Here is an 18078-nt window from a genome sequence, read left to right as displayed (position 1 = left end):
CCTTCTCGACGACGCACGAAGAGGGATGACAGGGAAGGAGCGGGGGTCCTCAGGAGCCCGAGGAGGACTCGGCGTCCAGGAGCGCCTGCAGCTCCTCCTCGCTGAGCTGTTCGAACTGATCCAACACCGACGCGAGCTCCGCGTCCGACGCCTGCTGGGCGGCGGTGAGGTGGAGGATGCTGAGGGAGAGCTCCGCGACGGTGGACGCCTCGAAGAGGTCCCGCAGGGGAAGCTCCACTCCGAAGGTGGAGCGGATGCGGGAGACGAGCTGGGTGGCCAGCAGGGAGTGGCCGCCCAGCTGGAAGAAGTCGTCGTGCACGCCCACCCGCTCCACGCGCAGCAGCTCGCCGCAGATCGTGGCGAGTTGCTGTTCGATTTCATTGCGCGGTGCCTCGTAGTTCGCGCGGGCCGGTGCCGCACCGTCCGGTGCAGGGAGGGCCTTGCGGTCCACCTTGGCGTTGGAGGTCAGCGGCAGGGCATCGAGCATCACGATGGCCGAGGGGCGCATGAACTCGGGGAGGCGCTCTCGCAGGAAGTCCCGCAGGAGCGTTGCGTCCAGGGACTGCTCGGGCTGCGCGACGACATAGGCGATGAGGCGCTTGTCGCCGGGCGCGTCTTCGCGCACGAGGGCGACGGCCTGGCGCACGAAGGGATGGGACGCGAGGGCGGCCTCGACCTCGGCCAGCTCGATGCGGAAGCCGCGCAGCTTCACCTGGTGGTCGAGGCGGCCGAGGAACTCCAGCGTGCCGTCTTCGCGCCAGCAAGCGAGGTCGCCGGTGCGGTAGAGCCGCGCTCCCGGTTCCGTGGCGAAGGGATGAGGCACGAAACGCTCGGCGGTGAGGTCCGGGCGGGAGAGGTAGCCGCGCGCCAGGCCGTCGCCACCGATGAAGAGCTCTCCCGGGGCGCCGAGCGGCACGGGCGCCAGCGCGTCATCGAGCAGGTACACCTGGGTGTTCGCGATGGGCGCGCCGAGCGGGACGCTGGCGCCCACCTGATCAGGTTGCGTCGCGCGGAAGCAGACCGCGAACACCGTGGACTCGGTGGGGCCGTAGCCATTGGTGACGGGAAGGGCGAACTGCTCCACGACGCGGCGCACGTGGGGCGCGGAGACGACGTCACCTCCCGTGAGGACCTGCCGCAGGCCCTTGAGCGCGTCCGGCTCCAGATCCACCACCTGCGAGAAGAGGCCCGCCGTGAGGAACGTGGTGGTGACCCGGTGCTCTTCGATGACGCGGCGGAGGAGCTTCAGGTCACTGGGGGACTGGGGCGGGAAGACGACGAGGCGACCTCCGAAGAGCAGCGGGCCCCAGACCTCCAGGGTGGAGGCGTCGAAGGAGATGGGGGCGATGAGGAGGAAGGACTCGTCGGGGCCGAAGCGGGCGAAGTCGTTGCCATGGAAGAGGCGGAGCACGGAGCGGTGCTCGATGGCGACGCCCTTGGGCCTGCCGGTGGAGCCGGAGGTGAAGTCGACGTAGGCGAGGTTGCGGGAGGTGACGGCGGAGGCGGGAGGAGACGAGGGCCAATCGCTGAGGCGCATTTCCTCCAGCAGCAGGCAGGGCAACGCACTCGAAACGGAGAGGCGTGCGGAGAGGTCGCGCGAGGAGAGCAGCAGGCGCGGGGGCGCGTCCTCGAGCATGAAGGCCAGGCGCTGGGCGGGATAGTCCGCGTCGAGGGGCAGGTACGCCGCGCCCGCCTTGAGGATGGCCAGCAGGGAGACGACGAGTTCGACGGAGCGCTCAAGGCAGAGTGCGACGAGGTCATCCGGCCCGACGCCGTGGGAGCGAAGAGCGTGGGCCAGTTGGTTGGCCTGGGCGTCGAGCTGCCGGTAGGTGAGGCGCTGGGAGCCGAACTCGACGGCGATGGCGTCGGGGCGAAGGGAGGCCTGCGCTTCGAAGAGGTGGTGGATGCAGCTGTCGCCCGGGAAGGGGGAGGAGGTGGCGTTGAAGTCGCGCAGCAGCTGACGGCGCTCCTCGAGGGAGAGCAGCGAGACGTCGCCCAGGCGAGACGCGGTGGTGAGGGAGACGAGCACCTGACGCCAGTGGGCCAGCAGGCGCTGGAGGGCCTGGGGCTGGAAGCGGGGCGTCTCGGCGACGGCGCGCAAGCGAAGCGCGGCGGCGGGGATGACGGAGAGAGTCAGCGGGTAGTTGGTGCTCTCGAAGCCGTGGATGTCCTGCAGCACGATGGAGGAGGAGGGCCCCAGCAGGGAGGAGTCGAGGGGGTAGTTCTCGAAGACGAGCAGCGACTCGAAGAGGGGCGTGCCGCGAGGGACTTCGCTCCAGGACTGGACCTGGACGAGGGGCGCGTGCTCGTACTGGCGCAGCTCCAACTGCTGGGCCTGGAGGGACGCAAGCCAGGGCAGGGGGGAGGAGGAGGCCGGAGCGCGGCGGACGCGGATGGGCAGGGTGTTGATGAAGACGCCGACGATGGTGTCGGAGCCGGGAAGCTCCGGAGGTCTGCCAGCGACGGTCTGGCCGAAGACGACGTCGTGCTCGCCGCTGAAGTGCGAGAGGGCGAGTCCCCAGGCGGCCAGCGCGAGCGTGGGGAGCGTCAGCTGGTGGCTTCGCGCGAAGGCCTGGAGTGCCGCCGTCTCCTCGGTGGAGAGGCTCAGCTCCAAGGTGAGGTGCGACGCCGCCTGTCCCTTCGCGAGCGTGGCACGTGAGTCCGCCGGAAGCGGCGTGGGCGAGGCGAAGCCCTCCAGATACGTGCGCCACCAGGTCTCGTCCGCGGAGTCATCCCGCTGGTGCAGCCAGGAGATGTACTCGCCGAAAGCGGGCCGCGAGGCGCGCTCTGGCTTCGCGCCAGAGCGGAGCACGTCGTAGAGGGAGAACACCTCCTTGATGAGCAGCCCCAGGCTCCAGCCGTCCACCAGCAGGTGGTGGTGGCTCCAGAGGAAGCGGACGGACGACTCACCCAGATGGACGGCGGTGAGGCGGATGAGCGGCGCGCGGCGCAGGTCCAGGCCTCGGCGCTTGTCCTCGCGGAGGAGTTGCTCGAAGCGAGCCTGCTGCTCGGCGGAGGGAAGGCCGCGCCAATCCAGTTCCTCGAGGGGGAGCGTCACGTCGGCGTGGACGACCTGGAGGGGGCGCTCCAGGCCTTCCCAGTGGAACGACGAGCGCAGGATGGGGTGCAGCTGGATGCAGGTGCGCCACGCCTCCAGGAAGGCCGTCAGGTCCAGGGGCGAGGCGACGGTCCAGGACAACTGCTCGAAGTACACGGCGGAGTCGGGCGACAGCTGCGCGTGGAAGAGCATGCCCTGCTGGGTGGGCGACAGCGGGTATACGTTCTCGATGTCCTGACCGGTGCGCCGCAGCAGGGCGTCCAGCGCGGACTGGGAAAGCGAGGCAAGGGGGAAGTCACCCGGCGACAGACGGCGGGCATCATCGGAGTGGCGCTCGGTGATGAGCGCGCGCAGGTGGTGCTGGAATCGTGAGGCCAGCGTCGCGATGGTGGCCTCGTGGTGGCGGTGCGCGCTGTAGCTGAACGCGAGCTGCAGCCGGCCGCCCATCACCGAGCCGTTGAGTTCCAGCGCATGCAGCCGGGTGCCACCGGGAGCGAGGTTGGAGCCGATGGCTTCCGAAGCCAGCGAGAAGAAGCGGCTGGACGTGACGGAGGCATCCAGCTGGCCCAGGTAGTTGAAGGCCACCTCGGGCGCGGGCGTGTCGCGAAGGGCGGCGGCGGTGTCATGCGGCGCCAGCCAGCGCAGCAGACCGAAGCCGATGCCGTGGTGGGGCAGGCGGCGGCGAGCGTCGCGCACCGTGCGAAGCGCGTCTCCCGCGGAGCCATGAGCAGGCAGCTCCACCTGCAAGGGCACCAGGGAGGTGAACCAGCCCACCGTGCGAGAGAGGTCCACGTCGGCGAAGAGGGCTTCGCGGCCGTGGCCTTCCAGGTGGATGCGCGCCAGGGCCTGGCCCGTCCACTCGCGCAGCGCCAGGGAGAGGGCCGTCAGCAGCACGTCGTCGATGGAGGCGCGCCAGGCGGTGGGGACTTCTTGCAACAGCAGGCGCGTCTCGTCAGCGTCGAAGGCCAGGGAGAGGCGACGCTCGGAGGCGTGAGTGTTGGGGCCGGAGGCGTCGGTGGGCAGCGGAGCCGGGGTGGAGCGAAGGGCTTCGTGCCAGAGGGAGGCTTCGCGCGCCAGCGCGGTGGAAGCCGCGTGGGCCTCCAGGCGGCGCGCCCACGTCTGGAAGGAAGTGGACTTGGGAGGCAGCGCTGGAGCGTGCCCCTCGGCGAAGGCCGCGTAACAGGACTCCAAATCCTCGACGAGGACGCGCCAGGAGACGGCGTCGACGACGAGGTGGTGGGCCACCAGCAGCAGGCGCTGGGCGCCCTCGCCCAGGTGGAAGAGGCAGGCGCGAAGCAGCGGCGGCTGGGAGAGGACGAAGGACGCCTGGATGCGGGAAGCTTCGGCCTCCAGGGCGCGGGGCTGCTCGGAGGCGGGCAGGGAGGAGAGGTCCACCTGGGCCAGGAAGAAGTCGGCGTCCTCGGGAGGCACGCCGTGCTGGGCCCAGGCGCCGGAGGCGGGCAGCGAGGTGCGGTCCACCTGGGCCAGGACGTCGCCGGCTTCCTCGGGCGGCACGCCATGCTGGGCCCAGGCGACGGAGGCGTCGCGCGAGAAGCGCAGGCGCAAGGCGTCGTGGTGCGAAAGCAGCCGACGCAGGGCGGCTTCCAGGTGCGCGGGCTGCAGAGGCTGACGGCTGGCCAGCAGCAGGGCCTGGTTGAAGTGGTGAGCGTGCGAGGCGTCGTGGTGCAGCAGGTGGTGCTGGATGGGCGTCAGCGGCACCGGGCCAGACACCGGACCCTGCTCCGCGGACGGGGCGTCGGAGGAGGCGCGGGCGACGCGGGCGAGGGCTTCGAGCGTCTGGTGCTGAAAGAGGTCGCGGGTGGCCAGCGAGAGGCCGACGAGGCGGGCGCGGGCCACCACCTGGAGGCTGATGATGGAGTCGCCGCCCAGCTCGAAGAAGTTGTCGTGCACGCCGACACGGGGCAGGCCCAGCACCTGGGCCCAGATGTGGGCCAGCTGGATTTCGACGGGCGTGCGCGGAGCGACGAAGGAGGCCAGGGCGGAAGCGGAGGCCTCGGGAAGAGGCAGCGCGTGGCGGTCGAGCTTGCCGTTGGCGTTGAGGGGCAGGGCCTCCAGCGCGACGAAGGCGGACGGCACCATGTACTCGGGCAGCTTCGCCTGCAGGTGCGAGCGCAGGGCGGAGGAGTCCACCTCCTGGCCCTCACGCGGGACGACGTAGGCGACCAGTCGCTTCACGCCCGGCGAGTCCTCGCGCAGCACCACCACCGCCTCACGCACTGACAGCGATTGGGAGAGCACGGACTCCACCTCGCCCAGCTCGATGCGGAAGCCGCGCAGCTTCACCTGGAAGTCGACGCGGCCCAGGTACTCCAGCTCGCCGTCGGGCAACCAACGCGCCCGGTCGCCGGTGCGGTAGAGCCGCGCTCCCGGCTCCGTGGCGAAGGGATGCGGCACGAAGCGCTCGGCGGTGAGGTCCGGCCGGCCCAGGTAGCCTCGCGCCAGCCCCACGCCGCCCAGGTACAGCTCTCCGGGAACACCCATGGGCACCAGCTCGCCCCGGGCGTCCAGCACGTGCGCCTCCACGTTGTGGAAGGGCCGGCCCAGGGTGAGAGGTCGCGCCCGCACCGCCGTGTTCACGGTGGCGCAGACGGTGGCCTCGGTGGGACCGTAGGCGTTCACGAAGCGACGGCCCGGAGCGAAGCGCTCCACCAGCTCCGGCGTGCACGCCTCACCCGCGACGATGAGCGTGCGCACGCCCGACAGCCCCTCCGGCTCCAGCTGCGCGAGCACGGAGGGCGTGACCTTCAGCGTGGTGATGGCCTGCTGGCGCACCAGCTCCAGCAGCGGCGCCCCCGGCATCTTCTCCTCGCGCGAGGCCAGCACCAGCGTGGCGCCCGACAGCAGCGCGGGGAAGATCTCCGACACGGAGGCGTCGAACGACGTGGAGAAGAACTGGAGCAGCCGGCGCTCCGGCCCCAGGTCCATGAAGTCGAGCGTCTGCAGCGCCGTGTTGCACAGGCCGCCGTGGGTCAGCAGCGTGCCCTTGGGGCGGCCGGTGGAACCCGACGTGTAGATGACGTAGGCGAGGTGGGACGGATCCGAAGCCCCATCCAGGTTGCCCTCCGCCTCTCGCTCGATGCGGTCCGCGTGCTCGTCCACCAGCAGCACGTAGCCGCGCCGGTCGATCAGGTATTCCAGCGACGAGTCGGTGACGAGGACCGGAGCCCACGCATCCGAGGTGATGAAGGCCAGGCGCTCGGAGGGCAGCGTCGGATCCAGTGGCAGCCACGCGCCTCCCGCCTTGAGGATGGCGAGCACGGCGACGATGAACTCGCGCGGATCCTCCAGGCAGAGGGCGACCAGAATCTCGGGCCCCACGCCCATGCGGCGCAGGTGGCGGGCGAGCTGGTTGGCGCGGACGTTCAGCTCGCCGTAGGTGAGCGCGTCGGCGCCGTGCAGGAGGGCCACGGCATCCGGGGTGCGCGCCGCCTGGGCCTCGAAGAGGCGATGGACCCGGGGCACCTCCGGCAGCGTGCGCGCGGCGGGACGCGCCTGCGTCCACAGTTGCTGGCGCTCGTGCTCCGGCAGCAGCGGGAGCTGGGACAGCCGCGTGTCCGGCGCGCGGGCGATCCCCTCCATCAGCACCCCCAGGTGCTCCGCCATGCGCGCGATGGTGGAGGCGTCGAACAGGTCGGTGTTGTAGTCGAGCGTGCCGGTCAGCCCCTCCTCCGCGTCGGATAGGAAGAGGGCCAGGTCGAAGCGCGACACCCCGGCGTCGGTCTCCACCGTGCTCAGCGTCAGGCCGCCGGTGGTGAAGTCCGCCAGCCGGGCCTTGTCCAGGACGAACCACACCTGGAAGAGCGGGCTGTGGCGCAGGTCGCGCCGGGGCTGGAGTTCCTCCACCAGCTTCTCGAAGGGGATGTCCTGGTGCGCGTAGGCCCCCAGCGTCGTCTCCCAGACCCGGCGGAGCACTTCACGGAAGGACGGATCGCTGTCCAGCCGCGTGCGCAGGACCAGGTTGTTGACGAAGAAGCCGACCAGCGGCTCCAACTCGGCCAGCCGGCGGCCGGCCGTGGGCGAACCGACGCTGATGTCCTGCTGACCGGAGTACCGCGACAGCAGCACCTGGAACGTGGCGAGCACCAGCATGAAGGGCGTGACGCCCTCGCGCTGGGCCAGGGCCTTCAGGGCCCCCGTCAGCTCGCGGGGGATATGCACGGGAAACGCCGCGCCGCGGAACGTCTGCACGGGGGGACGCGGCCGGTCCGTGGCCAGCTCCAGCACGGGCGGCGCGCCCGCGAGCTGCTGGCGCCAGTAGGAGAGCTGGCGCTCCAGCTCCTCCTCTTGGAGCCACTCGCGCTGCCACACCGCGTAGTCGGCGTACTGCACCGGCAGCTCCGGCAGGGGCGAGGGCTGGCCCTGGACGAAGGCGGCGTACAGCGCGCTCAGCTCCTGGATGAGCACGGTGATGGACCAGCCGTCCGCGATGATGTGGTGCATCACCACGATCAGCTGGTGCTCCCCTTCGGCCAGCTTGAGCAGGCTCAGCCGCAGCAGCGGACCCCGGGTCAGGTCGAAGGGCTTCGTCGCCTCCGCCAGCGCGATGCGCCGGACCTCCGCCTCGCGCTGCTCGACAGGGAGCGTGGACAGGTCCACGCGTGGCAGGTGCCAGTTCGATTGGTCGGCGACGACCTGGTAGGCCTCGCCACCCGAGGCGTGGAGGGTGGTGCGCAGCACGTCGTGGCGGCGGATGATCTCCGCGAGCCCGCGCTCGAAGGCGTCCGTGTCGAGCGGCCCCTTCACGCGGATGGCCGCGGGCATGTGGTACGTGGCGAGCCCCGGCTCCAGCTGCTCCAGGAACCACAGCCGCTGCTGGGAGAAGGACAGCGGCAGCGGCTGGTCCCGAGACGCGCGCCGCAGGGGCGGCAGCTTCAAGGACGTCACGTCGCGCGTGGCCGCTTCCACGCGCTGGGCCAGCTCCTCCAGGGAAGCGCTTTCGAAGAGGGCGCGCAGCGGCAGCTCCACGCCGAACGCGGCGCGGACGCGGGAGATGACCTGGGTGGCCAGGAGCGAGTGGCCTCCCAGCGCCATGAACTCGTCCTGGAGCCCTACCTGCTCCACGCCCAGCACCTCGCGCCAGATGGCGGCCACGCCCTGCTGGATCGCGGTGCGCGGCGCCAGGTACTCGGTCGTCGCGGCCCCCGTGCCGTCCGGGACGGGCAGGGCCTGACGGTCCACCTTGCCGCTGGTGGACAGCGGCAGGGCCTCCAGCGCGACGTAGGCCGCGGGCACCATGTAGTCCGGCAGCCGCGACGCCAGCAGCTCGCGCAGCGCGCGGGGCTCCACGCGCGACTCCGGAGTGGGGACGACGTAGGCCACCAGCCGCTTGTCGCCCGGCGAGTCCTCGCGCGGCACCACCACCGCGTCCCGCACGCCGGGCGCGGCGCGCAGCACGGACTCCACTTCACCCAGCTCGATGCGGAAGCCGCGCAGCTTCACCTGGAAGTCGATGCGGCCCAGGTACTCCAGCTCGCCGTCGGGCAACCAACGCGCCCGGTCTCCAGTGCGGTAGAGCCGCGCTCCCGGCTCCGTGGCGAAGGGGTGCGGCACGAAGCGCTCGGCGGTGAGGTCCGGCCGGCCGAGGTAGCCGCGAGCGACACCCAGGCCGCCCACGTACAGCTCGCCCGCCATGCCGGGGGCCACCGGCTCCAGGCGCGCGTCCAGCACGTACACCTGCGCGCCCGGCAGGGGGCGGCCGATGCTCGGGCGCTCGGCCTCCACCGGGCCGCTGATGGTGGCGCAGATGGTGGCCTCGGTGGGGCCGTAGGCGTTGAGGAGCGTGCGGCCCTCGCTCCAGCGTCGCGCCACCTCCGGGGACAGCGCCTCGCCCGCGGAGATGACGGTCTGGAGCCCGGGCAGGTCGCGGGGCTCCATCCGCGCGAGCACCGTGGGCGTGAGCGTCACCGCGGAGATGGCGCGGTCCACCAGCAGGGCGCGCAGCGGCTCCACGGGCAGCAGGTCATCCGCGTGGGCCAGCACCAGGCAGGCCCCGGACAGCAGCGTGGCGAACACCTCGCAGACGGAGGCGTCGAAGCTGGCGTTGGCGAACTGCAACACCCGGCTGTCCTCGCGGTAGCCATGCGCCCGGCCCGCGCCGACGGCGGTGTTGCCCAGGCCGCCGTGGGTCAGCAGCGTGCCCTTGGGGCGGCCGGTGGAGCCCGACGTGTAGATGACGTAGGCGAGCCGCGCGGCGTCCTCCCACGCGTCGTCCAGGTTGCCTTCGGCCTCGCGCTCGATGCGGTCCGCGTGCTCATCCACCAGCAGCACGTAGCCGCGCCGGTCGATGAGGTGCTCGAGCTCCGAGTGGGTGACGAGGACCGGGGCGCCCGCGTCCTCGGCGATGAAGGTCAGGCGCTCAGAGGGCAGCGCCGGATCCAGCGCGAGCCACGCGCCGCCCGCCTTGAGGGTGGCCAGCATGGCGACGACGAGGTCGACCGAGCGCTCCAGGAACAGGGCGACGCGCAGCTCCGGGCCCACGCCCAGCCGGCGCAGGTGGCGCGCGAGCTGGTTGGCGCGGGCGTTGAGCTCCGCGTACGTCAGCGTCTCCTCGCCGTATTCCAGCGCGGGGGCGTCCGGCGCACGGGCCACGCGGGCCTCGAAGAGGCGGTGGACCAGGGGCAGGGCCGCGTCCGTGGACGGAGCGGGGTTCCACTCCACCAGGACCTGCTGGCGCTCGGCGTCGGACAGCAGCGACAGGTCGCCCAGGCGGCCCTGGGGCCGCGCCGCCAGTCCCTCCAGCGCGACGCGCCAGTGCTCGAGCAGCCGCACCATGGCCTCGTGCGGGAAGCGGGGCGCGTCATGGAACAGCAGCAGCCGCACCTGGGCCCCCGGGATGATGCCCAGGCCCAGGGGGTAGTTGGAGCGCTCGACGGAGTGGTGGTCGCGCACGTCCAGGCTGAGGGAGCGCTGCCGCAGCGATTCGTCGATGGGGTAGTTCTCCACGACGAGCAGCGAGTCGAAGAGCGGGGTGCCGCGCGGCAGATCGCTCCAGGCCTGGACCTGGACGAGCGGGGTGAACTCGTGGTGGCGCGCCTCCGCCACCTGCTCCTGGAGGGCTCTGAGCCAGGGCAGCAGCGCAGTGTCCGGGGCGGGCACGCGGATGCGCAGGGGCAGCGTGTTGATGAACATGCCCACCATCGCCTCGGACCCGGTCAGCTCGGCCGGGCGGCCGGAGAGGGTGGTGCCGAAGACGACGTCCTCTTCGCCGCTGTAGCTCGCGAGCACCAGGGCCCACGTCGCCAGGGCCACGGTGTTGAGGGTGAGATGGTGCTGACGCGCGAAGCCCTGGAGGGCGGCGCTGGCTTCGGGCGTGAGGTGCTTCTCCAGGAGCGGGTGGCTGGCGTGCGTCCCCGGCGCGGGGCCGGTGCGCGTGTCGCCCGGCAGCGGCGTGGGGACGCGGAAGCCCGCGAGGTAGCCGCGCCAGAAGGACTCGTCGCCGGACGTGTCGCGCTGCTGGAGCCAGGCCAGGTAGTCGCGGAAGGGCGGGGACGCGGGCAGCGCCGGGGCCTGTCCCGAGCGGAGGACGTCGTAGCGCGCGAACACCTCCCGCAGCACCAGGCCCAGGCTCCAGCCGTCCATCATCAGGTGGTGATGGCTGAAGAGCAGGCGCCAGACGGTGTCCTGGAGGCGGAAGGCGCGCAGGCGCATGAGCGGTGCGCGCGTGAAGTCGAAGCCCGCGCGCCGCTCGTCGGTGATGACCTGCTCGAGACGCGCTTGCTGTTCCGCCGGGGAGAACGCGCGCCAGTCCAGCGCCTCGAAGGTGTTGGGCACCTGGGCGTGGACGAGCTGCACGGGAGCGTCCAGCTCCTTCCAGTGGAAGGAGGAGCGCAGCGCGGGATGCCGCTGGAAGGTCGCGTGCCACGCGCGTGACAGGGCCTCCAGATCGAGCGCGGAGTGGACCGCCCAGGAGTTCTGCAGCAGGTAGACGTCCGACCCGGGGGTGACCAGCGCATGGAAGAGCATGCCCTGCTGGGTGGGCGACAGCGGGTAGAGGTCCTCGATACGGCCCGGCGCCTGTCGCAGCAGGGCGTCCAGGGCCGGCTGGGAGAGCGAGGCGAGGGGGAAGTCGCCCGGCGAGAAGCGGCGGGCATCGTCGGAGTGGCGCTGGGCAACGAGCGCGCGCACGTGGTGCTGGAAGCGCGAGGCCAGCGTCGCGATGGTGGCCTCGTGGTGGCGGTGCGCGCTGTAGCCGAAGGTGAGCTGCAACCGGCCGCCCATCACCGAGCCGATGATCTCCAGCTGGCGCAGCCGTATGCCGGAGGGAGAGGCGACCGCGCCCAGGGGCTCGGACGTCAGCGAGAAGAAGCGAGTGGATGCGAGGTTCGCGTCGAACTGGCCGAGGTAGTTGAAGGTCACCTCGGGCAAGGACGTGTCGTCACGCAGGGAGGCGGCGGTGTCATGCGGCGCCAGCCAGCGCAGCAGACCGAAGCCGATGCCGTGGTGGGGCAGGCGGCGGCGAGCGTCGCGCACCGTGCGCAGCGCATCTCCCGCGGAGCCATGGGCGGGCAGCTCCACCTGCAGGGGCACCAGCGAGGTGAACCAGCCCACCGTGCGAGAGAGGTCCACGTCGGCGAAGAGGGCTTCGCGGCCGTGGCCTTCCAGGTGGATGCGCGCCAGCGCCTGGCCCGTCCACTCGCGCAGCGCCAGGGAGAGGGCCGTCAGCAGTACGTCGTCGATGGAGGCGCGCCAGGCCGTAGGCACCTCCTGGAGCAACAGGCGCGTCTCGTCAGCGTCGAAGGCCAGGGCGAGGCGGCGCTCGGAGGCGTGGGTGTTGGGGCCGGAGGCGTCGGTGGGCAGCGGAGCCGGGGTGGAGCGAAGGGCCTCGTGCCAGAGGGAGGCTTCTCGCGCCAGCGCGGTGGAAGCCGCGTGGGCCTCCAGACGACGTGCCCACGTCTGGAAGGAAGTGGACTTGGGAGGCAGCGCTGGAGCGTGCCCCTCGGCGAAGGCCGCGTAACAGGTCTCCAGGTCCTCAATGAGGACGCGCCAGGAGACGGCGTCGACGACGAGGTGGTGGGCCACCAGCAGCAGGCGCTGGGCACCCTCGCCCAGATGGAAGAGGCAGGCGCGCAAGAGCGGCGGCTGGGAGAGGACGAAGGACGCCTGAAGGCGGGAAGCCTCAGCCTCCAGGGCGCGGGGCTGCTCGGAGGCGGGCAGGGAGGAGAGGTCCACCTGGGCCAGGAAGAAGTCGGCTTCCTCGGGAGGCACGCCATGCGAGGCCCAGGCGCCGGAGGCGGGCCGCGAGGAGCGGTCCCCCTGGACCACGACGTCGTCGGCCTCGTCGGAAGGCACGCCATGCGAGGCCCAGGCTCCGGAGGCGGGCAGCGAGGTGCGGTCCACCTGGGCCAGGACGTCGTCGGCCTCATCGGAAGGCACGCCATGCTGAGCCCGGGCGACGGAGGCGTCGCGCGAGAAGCGCAGGCGCAAGGCGTCGTGGTGCGAAAGCAGTCGGCGCAGGGCGGCTTCCAGGTGCGCAGGCTGCAGAGGCTGACGGCTGGCTAGCAGCAGGGCCTGGTTGAAGTGGTGCGCGTGCGAGGCGTCGTGGTGCAGCAGGTGGTGCTGGATGGGCGTCAGCGGCACGGGGCCGGAGGCGGGGCCCTGCTCGGCGGACGGGGCGTCGGAGGAAGCACGGGCGACGCGGGCGAGGGCTTCGAGCGTCTGGTGCTGGAAGAGGTCGCGGGTGGCCAGCGAGAGGCCGACGAGGCGGGCGCGGGCCACCACCTGGAGGCTGATGATGGAGTCGCCGCCCAGCTCGAAGAAGTTGTCGTGCACGCCGACGCGAGGCAGGCCCAGCACCTGGGCCCAGATGTGGGCCAGCTGGATTTCGACGGGCGTGCGCGGAGCGACGAAGGAGGCCAGGGCGGAGGCCTCGGGAAGGGGCAGCGCGTGGCGGTCGAGCTTACCGTTGGCGTTGAGGGGCAGGGCCTCCAGTGCGACGAAGGCGGAGGGCACCATGTACTCGGGCAGCTTCGCCTGCAGGTGCGAGCGCAGCGACGCGGCGTCCACCTCCTGGCCCTCACGCGGGACGACGTAGGCGACCAGCCGCTTCACGCCCGGCGAGTCCTCGCGCAGCACCACCACCGCCTGCCGCACTCCGGGGGACTGCTCCAGCGCCTTCTCCACTTCCCCCAGCTCGATGCGGAAGCCGCGCAGCTTCACCTGGAAGTCGGCGCGGCCCAGGAACGCGAGCTGCCCGTCCGCGAGCCACCGCGCCCGGTCGCCCGTGCGGTACATGCGCGCGCCGGCTTCGGGACTGAAGGGATCCGGAAGGTAGCGCTCCGCCGTGAGCCCGGGCTGTCCGACGTAGCCGCGCGTGACCTGCTCGCCGCCCACGTACAGCTCTCCCGGGACCCCCTGCGGCGCGAGCCCCAGGTTCGCGTCCAGCACGTACACCCGCGTGTTCGCCATGGGCCGGCCCAGGGGGACACTGGCGGGCAGCGGCCGCGCGGAAGGAAGTGCCACGCGCCCGGCCAGCACGCCCACCGTCGTCTCCGTGGGGCCGTAGTGATTGTGCACCTCGCAGTCCGGCGCCAGCGCGTGCACGGATTCCAGCAACTGCCACGAGGCCCCCTCGCCGCCCAACACCAGCCGCTTGCGCGGCAGCACCCACCGGGGCTCCGGGGCGGTCATCAGCGCGGACAGGTGCGACGGCACGATCTTCATGCAGTCCACCGGGTGGCGCTGGAAGTAGGCGGCGACGTCCGCGGGCTGGGTGGCTCGCTCGCGGGTGAGCACGTGCAGCAGCCCGCCCGTGCACAGGGCAGGGAAGAGCACCGTGTTGCCCAGGTCGGCGGAGAACGTGGAGACCAGGGCGAAGCTCGCGCAGGACTCCAGCCCCAGCCGCTGCGTGGCGGCCTGGACGTAGTTGAGCAGCTGTCCCTGGGTGACGGCGACGCCCTTGGGCTCACCCGTGGAGCCGGAGGTGAAGAGCACGTAGGCGACGTGCTCGGGCGCCAGCGTCGCGGGAGGCCGCGTCGTGGGGAGGCCCGCCAGCACCTCGGCCTGGGTGTCCAGCGCCACGATGGGGACCCGGGCGTGCGCCCCGGCCTCCTCGTGGACCGCGTGGGTGATGACCGCGGCGGCGTTCACCGCGCGCACCATCGCCTCCCGCCGCGAAGCGGGCAGGTCCGGCTCCACCGGCACGTAGCCCGCGCCGGCCTTCCAGACGCCCAGCAGCGCGACGACGAGCTGGGTGGAGCGCTCCAGGCACAAGGCGACGCACGAGCCGGGCCCCACGCCCAGGGAGCGCAGGTGCCACGCGAGCTGATTGGCCCGCGCTTCGAGCTGCGCGTACGTCAGCACCTGCTCCTCGCAGGCCACGGCGGGAGCCTGGGGGCGGAGGGTGGCCTGCTCCTCGATCAGCGAGAGCACCGACGCGCGCGGCGCGAACGGTGCCGCGGACGTCGCCCAGTCCTTCAGCAGCCGCTGACGCTCGGCGGCGTCGGCGAGGGGCAGCGCTTCCACGACAGTGTCCGGCGCGGCCACGGCCGCCTGGAGCAGCGTGAGCAGGTGCTCCACCATGCGCGCCGCCGTGGCGGGCGTGAACAGCGCGGTCGCGTACTCCAGGCTCCCGCTCAACCCGTGCGCGGTCTCGGTGAGCGCCAGCGACAGGTCGAACTTCGCCGCCGCGTTCTCCAGGGGAAGGCGCTCCAGCGTCAGCCCGGGCAGCGTCAGCCGAGGCAGCGGATCCGGCTGCATCACCAGCTGGACCTGGAAGAGCGGAGTTCGGCCCAGCTCACGGACCGGGCGCAGCGAGTCCACCAGCATCTCGAAGGGGACGTCCTGGTGGGCATAGGCCCCCAGCGTCGTCTCCCGGACCTGGGCCAGCAGCTGCCGGAAGGAGCGGCCCGCGGAGTGCCGGGAGCGCAGCACCAGGGTGTTGACGAAGAAGCCGATCAGGCCTTCCGTCTCGCCCTTCGAGCGGCCGGAGATGGGCGAGCCGACGCAGAGGTCGTCCTGCCCGCTGTAGCGGTGCAGCAACACCTGGAAGGCCGCGAGCAGCACCATGAACGGCGTGGCGTCCTCGCTCCGGGCCAGGGCCTTGAGTGGCTCCCAGGCCGCGCGCGGAAGGTGGACCGGCTGGCTGCCGCCGTCGAACCGCTGGACCGCGGAGCGGGGCGAGTCCGTGGGCAGCTCCAGGTGCGGAGGCAGCCCGGAGAGCTGCTTCCGCCACCACTCCAGCTGGCGGGCCATCTCCTCGCGCTGGAACCCGTGCCGCTGCCACGCGGCGTGGTCGACGTACTGCACGGCCAGCGCCGGAAGCGGCGACGGGTGGCCCTGGCGGAACGCCTCGTACAGGGCGCCGACCTCGCGCACGAGGACGCCCATGGACCACCCGTCGGAGACGATGTGGTGCATGCACAGCACCAGGACGTGACGGCTGTCCGAGAGGCGCGCCAGGGTGACGCGCAGCAGCGGGCCGGCCGACAAATCGAAGGGACGGCGCGAAGCCTCGAGCGCCAGCCGTTGGACCTCGGAGTCGCGGACCTCCGGCGGCAGCGTCGACACGTCCACCCGCGCGAGCACCAGGGGCGCGGGGGGATGGATGTGCTGGAGGGCGTGGCCCTCCGCGTCCGCGTCGAACGTCGTGCGCAGCGGCTCGTGGCGGCGCACCACCTCGCTGAAGGCGCGCTCCAGCGCCATCGCGTCCAGCGTGCCTTCCAGGCGCACCGCCGCGCAGAGGTTGTAGGCCGGATTACCCGGCTCCAGCCGATCCAGGAACCACAGCCGCTGCTGCGCGAAGGACAGGGGCAGGGGCTCCTCGCGCGAGACGCGGCCCAGCGGCGTGCCGGGCGCTCCGTCCACCGGCGCGGCGAGCCGTCGCGCCAGCTCCGCCACGGACGGGCCACCCAGCAGCACCTCCATGGGCAGGGCCACCCCCAGGCCCTTCTCCACGGTGTGCGCCAGCTCGACGGCGCCCAGCGAATCCAGTCCGTACCGGGTCAGCGGTTCATGGACGTCCACCGACTGGGGATCCACGCCCAGCCGCCGCGCCAGGTTCAGCCGGAGCCACGGCTCCAGCTCCGCGACGCTTCGCGGGGGCGCTTCGGCTTCGACGGGCGCGGCGACGTCCGCTGGCGTGAGCGCCGTACCGTCCGGCGACGCCTGCCAGGACGCCACGGTCCGCAGGTCCTGGTTCAACCACCCATCGCGGCACGCATGCCGCTGCACCTTGCCGCTGGAGGTCTTGGGCAGGCTGCCCGGCTCGATGAGGAGGAGCTGATCCAACCGCAGCTCGTGCGCCTGGGCCACGTGCCCGGCGATGTCGCGCGCCACGTCCTCCACCGGCGGCATCGCCCGCCGCGTGTCCGCCTCGTACACCAGCACCAGCCGCTCCTCACCGTCGCGCTCCACGGAGAAGGCGGCGCCGCAGCCGGGGCGCAGCGCGGAGCTGGCCTGCTCCGCGGTCACCTCGATGTCCTGGGGGTGGTGGTTGCGACCGCGGACGATGATCAGGTCCTTGATCCGGCCGACGACGAAGAGCTGTCCGTCCTGGAGGAAGCCCTGGTCGCCCGTGCGCAGGAAGGGCCCCGCGCCGTCGCGCGTGTGGGCGCGGAAGGTCCGCTCGCTCAGCTCGGGCTGGCGCCAGTAGCCCTGGGCCACGCTTTCGCCCTTCACCCAGACCTCGCCCACCTCGCCGGGCGCGCGCGGCTCGCCCGTCCGGGGATCGACGACGAGCACCTCCTGCTCCTGGAGCGTGCTCCCACAGCCGACGAGCGTCTGCGAGGGCGCGCCCGCCTCGGGGGCCTGGGCCCGCCCCAGCCGCAGCGCTTTCGACGCCACCTCGCGCAGCAGCGGGACGGTGCCCCGCTGCACGCCGGAGACGATGAGGGAGCCCTCCGCCAGGCCGTAGCACGGATAGAGGGCCTCGCGGCGGAAGCCGCTGGGCGCGAAGGCCTGGACGAAGCGCTCCAGCGTCTCCGGGCGGATGGGCTCGGCGCCGCAGAACGCCACGTCCCACGCGCTCAGGTCCAGCGCCGCGCGCTCGGCCTCGGTCGTCTTGCGCACGCACAGGTCGAAGGCGAAGTTGGGGCCGCCGCTGATGGTCCCCCGGGTGCGCGACAGCGTCTCCAGCCAGCGCAGGGGCTTGCGCAGGAAGCTCAGCGGCGACATCAGCGTGGTGCTGAAACCCCCGTGGAGGGTGCCCAGGATGCCGCCGATGAGCCCCATGTCGTGGTAGGGCGGCAGCCAGATGACGCCGGCGCTCCCGGTGTGCATGCCGAACGCGTCGTGGATGAGGCGCAGGTTGTGCAGCAGGTTCGCGTGGGTGAGCTCCACGCCCTTGGGCATGCCGGTGGAGCCGGAGGTGTACTGGAGGAAGGCCCGCGAGCCCGCGTGCAGCTCGGGCCGGCGCCAGGCGCTCTCACCGCCCTCGGGCAGGTCGTCGGTGGCCACCCAGCGCAGGTGTCTCAGGTCCGGGGCCAGCTCGAAGAGGGCCTCGGCCATGGAAAGGATGAAGGAGTTGGTGAGGACCACCGTGGCCTGGGCGTCCTGGATGATGGCGCGCAGGCGCGGCAGGGTGCGCTCCAGGCGGGACGGGTCCGGTGGGTAGGCCGGCACGGTGACCACGCCCGCCGCCAGACAGCCGAAGAAGCCGCTGACGTACTCGAGCCCCGGAGGGTAGAGCAGCACGGCGCGCTCTCCCGGCGCGGAGACCTCCTGGAGCATCGCGGCGATGCGCCGCGCCCGCTGCTGCAAGCCGGAGTAGCTGAGAACGGAGCGCTCTCCCTCCACGTCCTCCTCGAAGAAGAAGAGCGGTCGCCCACCGTTGGACGCTGCGCGCTCGTCGAGCAGGTCCACGAGCGTGGAAGAGGAGAGGGGCGCGGTCTTCATGGGGGGAACTCGGAAGAAAAACTCAGGATGGACCAGCAGGTGCGCCAGGCCGACATCCGGACCGGCGTGTCCCGGACATCACGCGCTGGGCTGATAAAATGCTTTCACCTGACTACCTGCATTTTCTTTGATTTTGCAAGACGCAGGTTAATCGTGACTCACCCGCTACG

General features: G+C 72.0%; 1 protein-coding gene. It reads right to left on the bottom strand.

The window, feature by feature from the left end; all coding sequences use genetic code 11:
• Positions 1 to 49: 49 nt before the first annotated feature.
• On the bottom strand, positions 50 to 17908 hold the full coding sequence (locus NR792_RS08880) for a non-ribosomal peptide synthase/polyketide synthase (RefSeq protein ID WP_375759635.1): 17859 nt from the start codon (positions 17906 to 17908) through the stop codon (positions 50 to 52).
• Positions 17909 to 18078 lie beyond the last annotated feature (170 nt).

The sequence above is a fragment of the Corallococcus exercitus genome, from assembly GCF_042231735.1.
GTDB classification, from domain to species: domain Bacteria; phylum Myxococcota; class Myxococcia; order Myxococcales; family Myxococcaceae; genus Corallococcus; species Corallococcus exercitus_B.
This window is presented reverse-complemented; position numbering and strand designations above follow the sequence as displayed.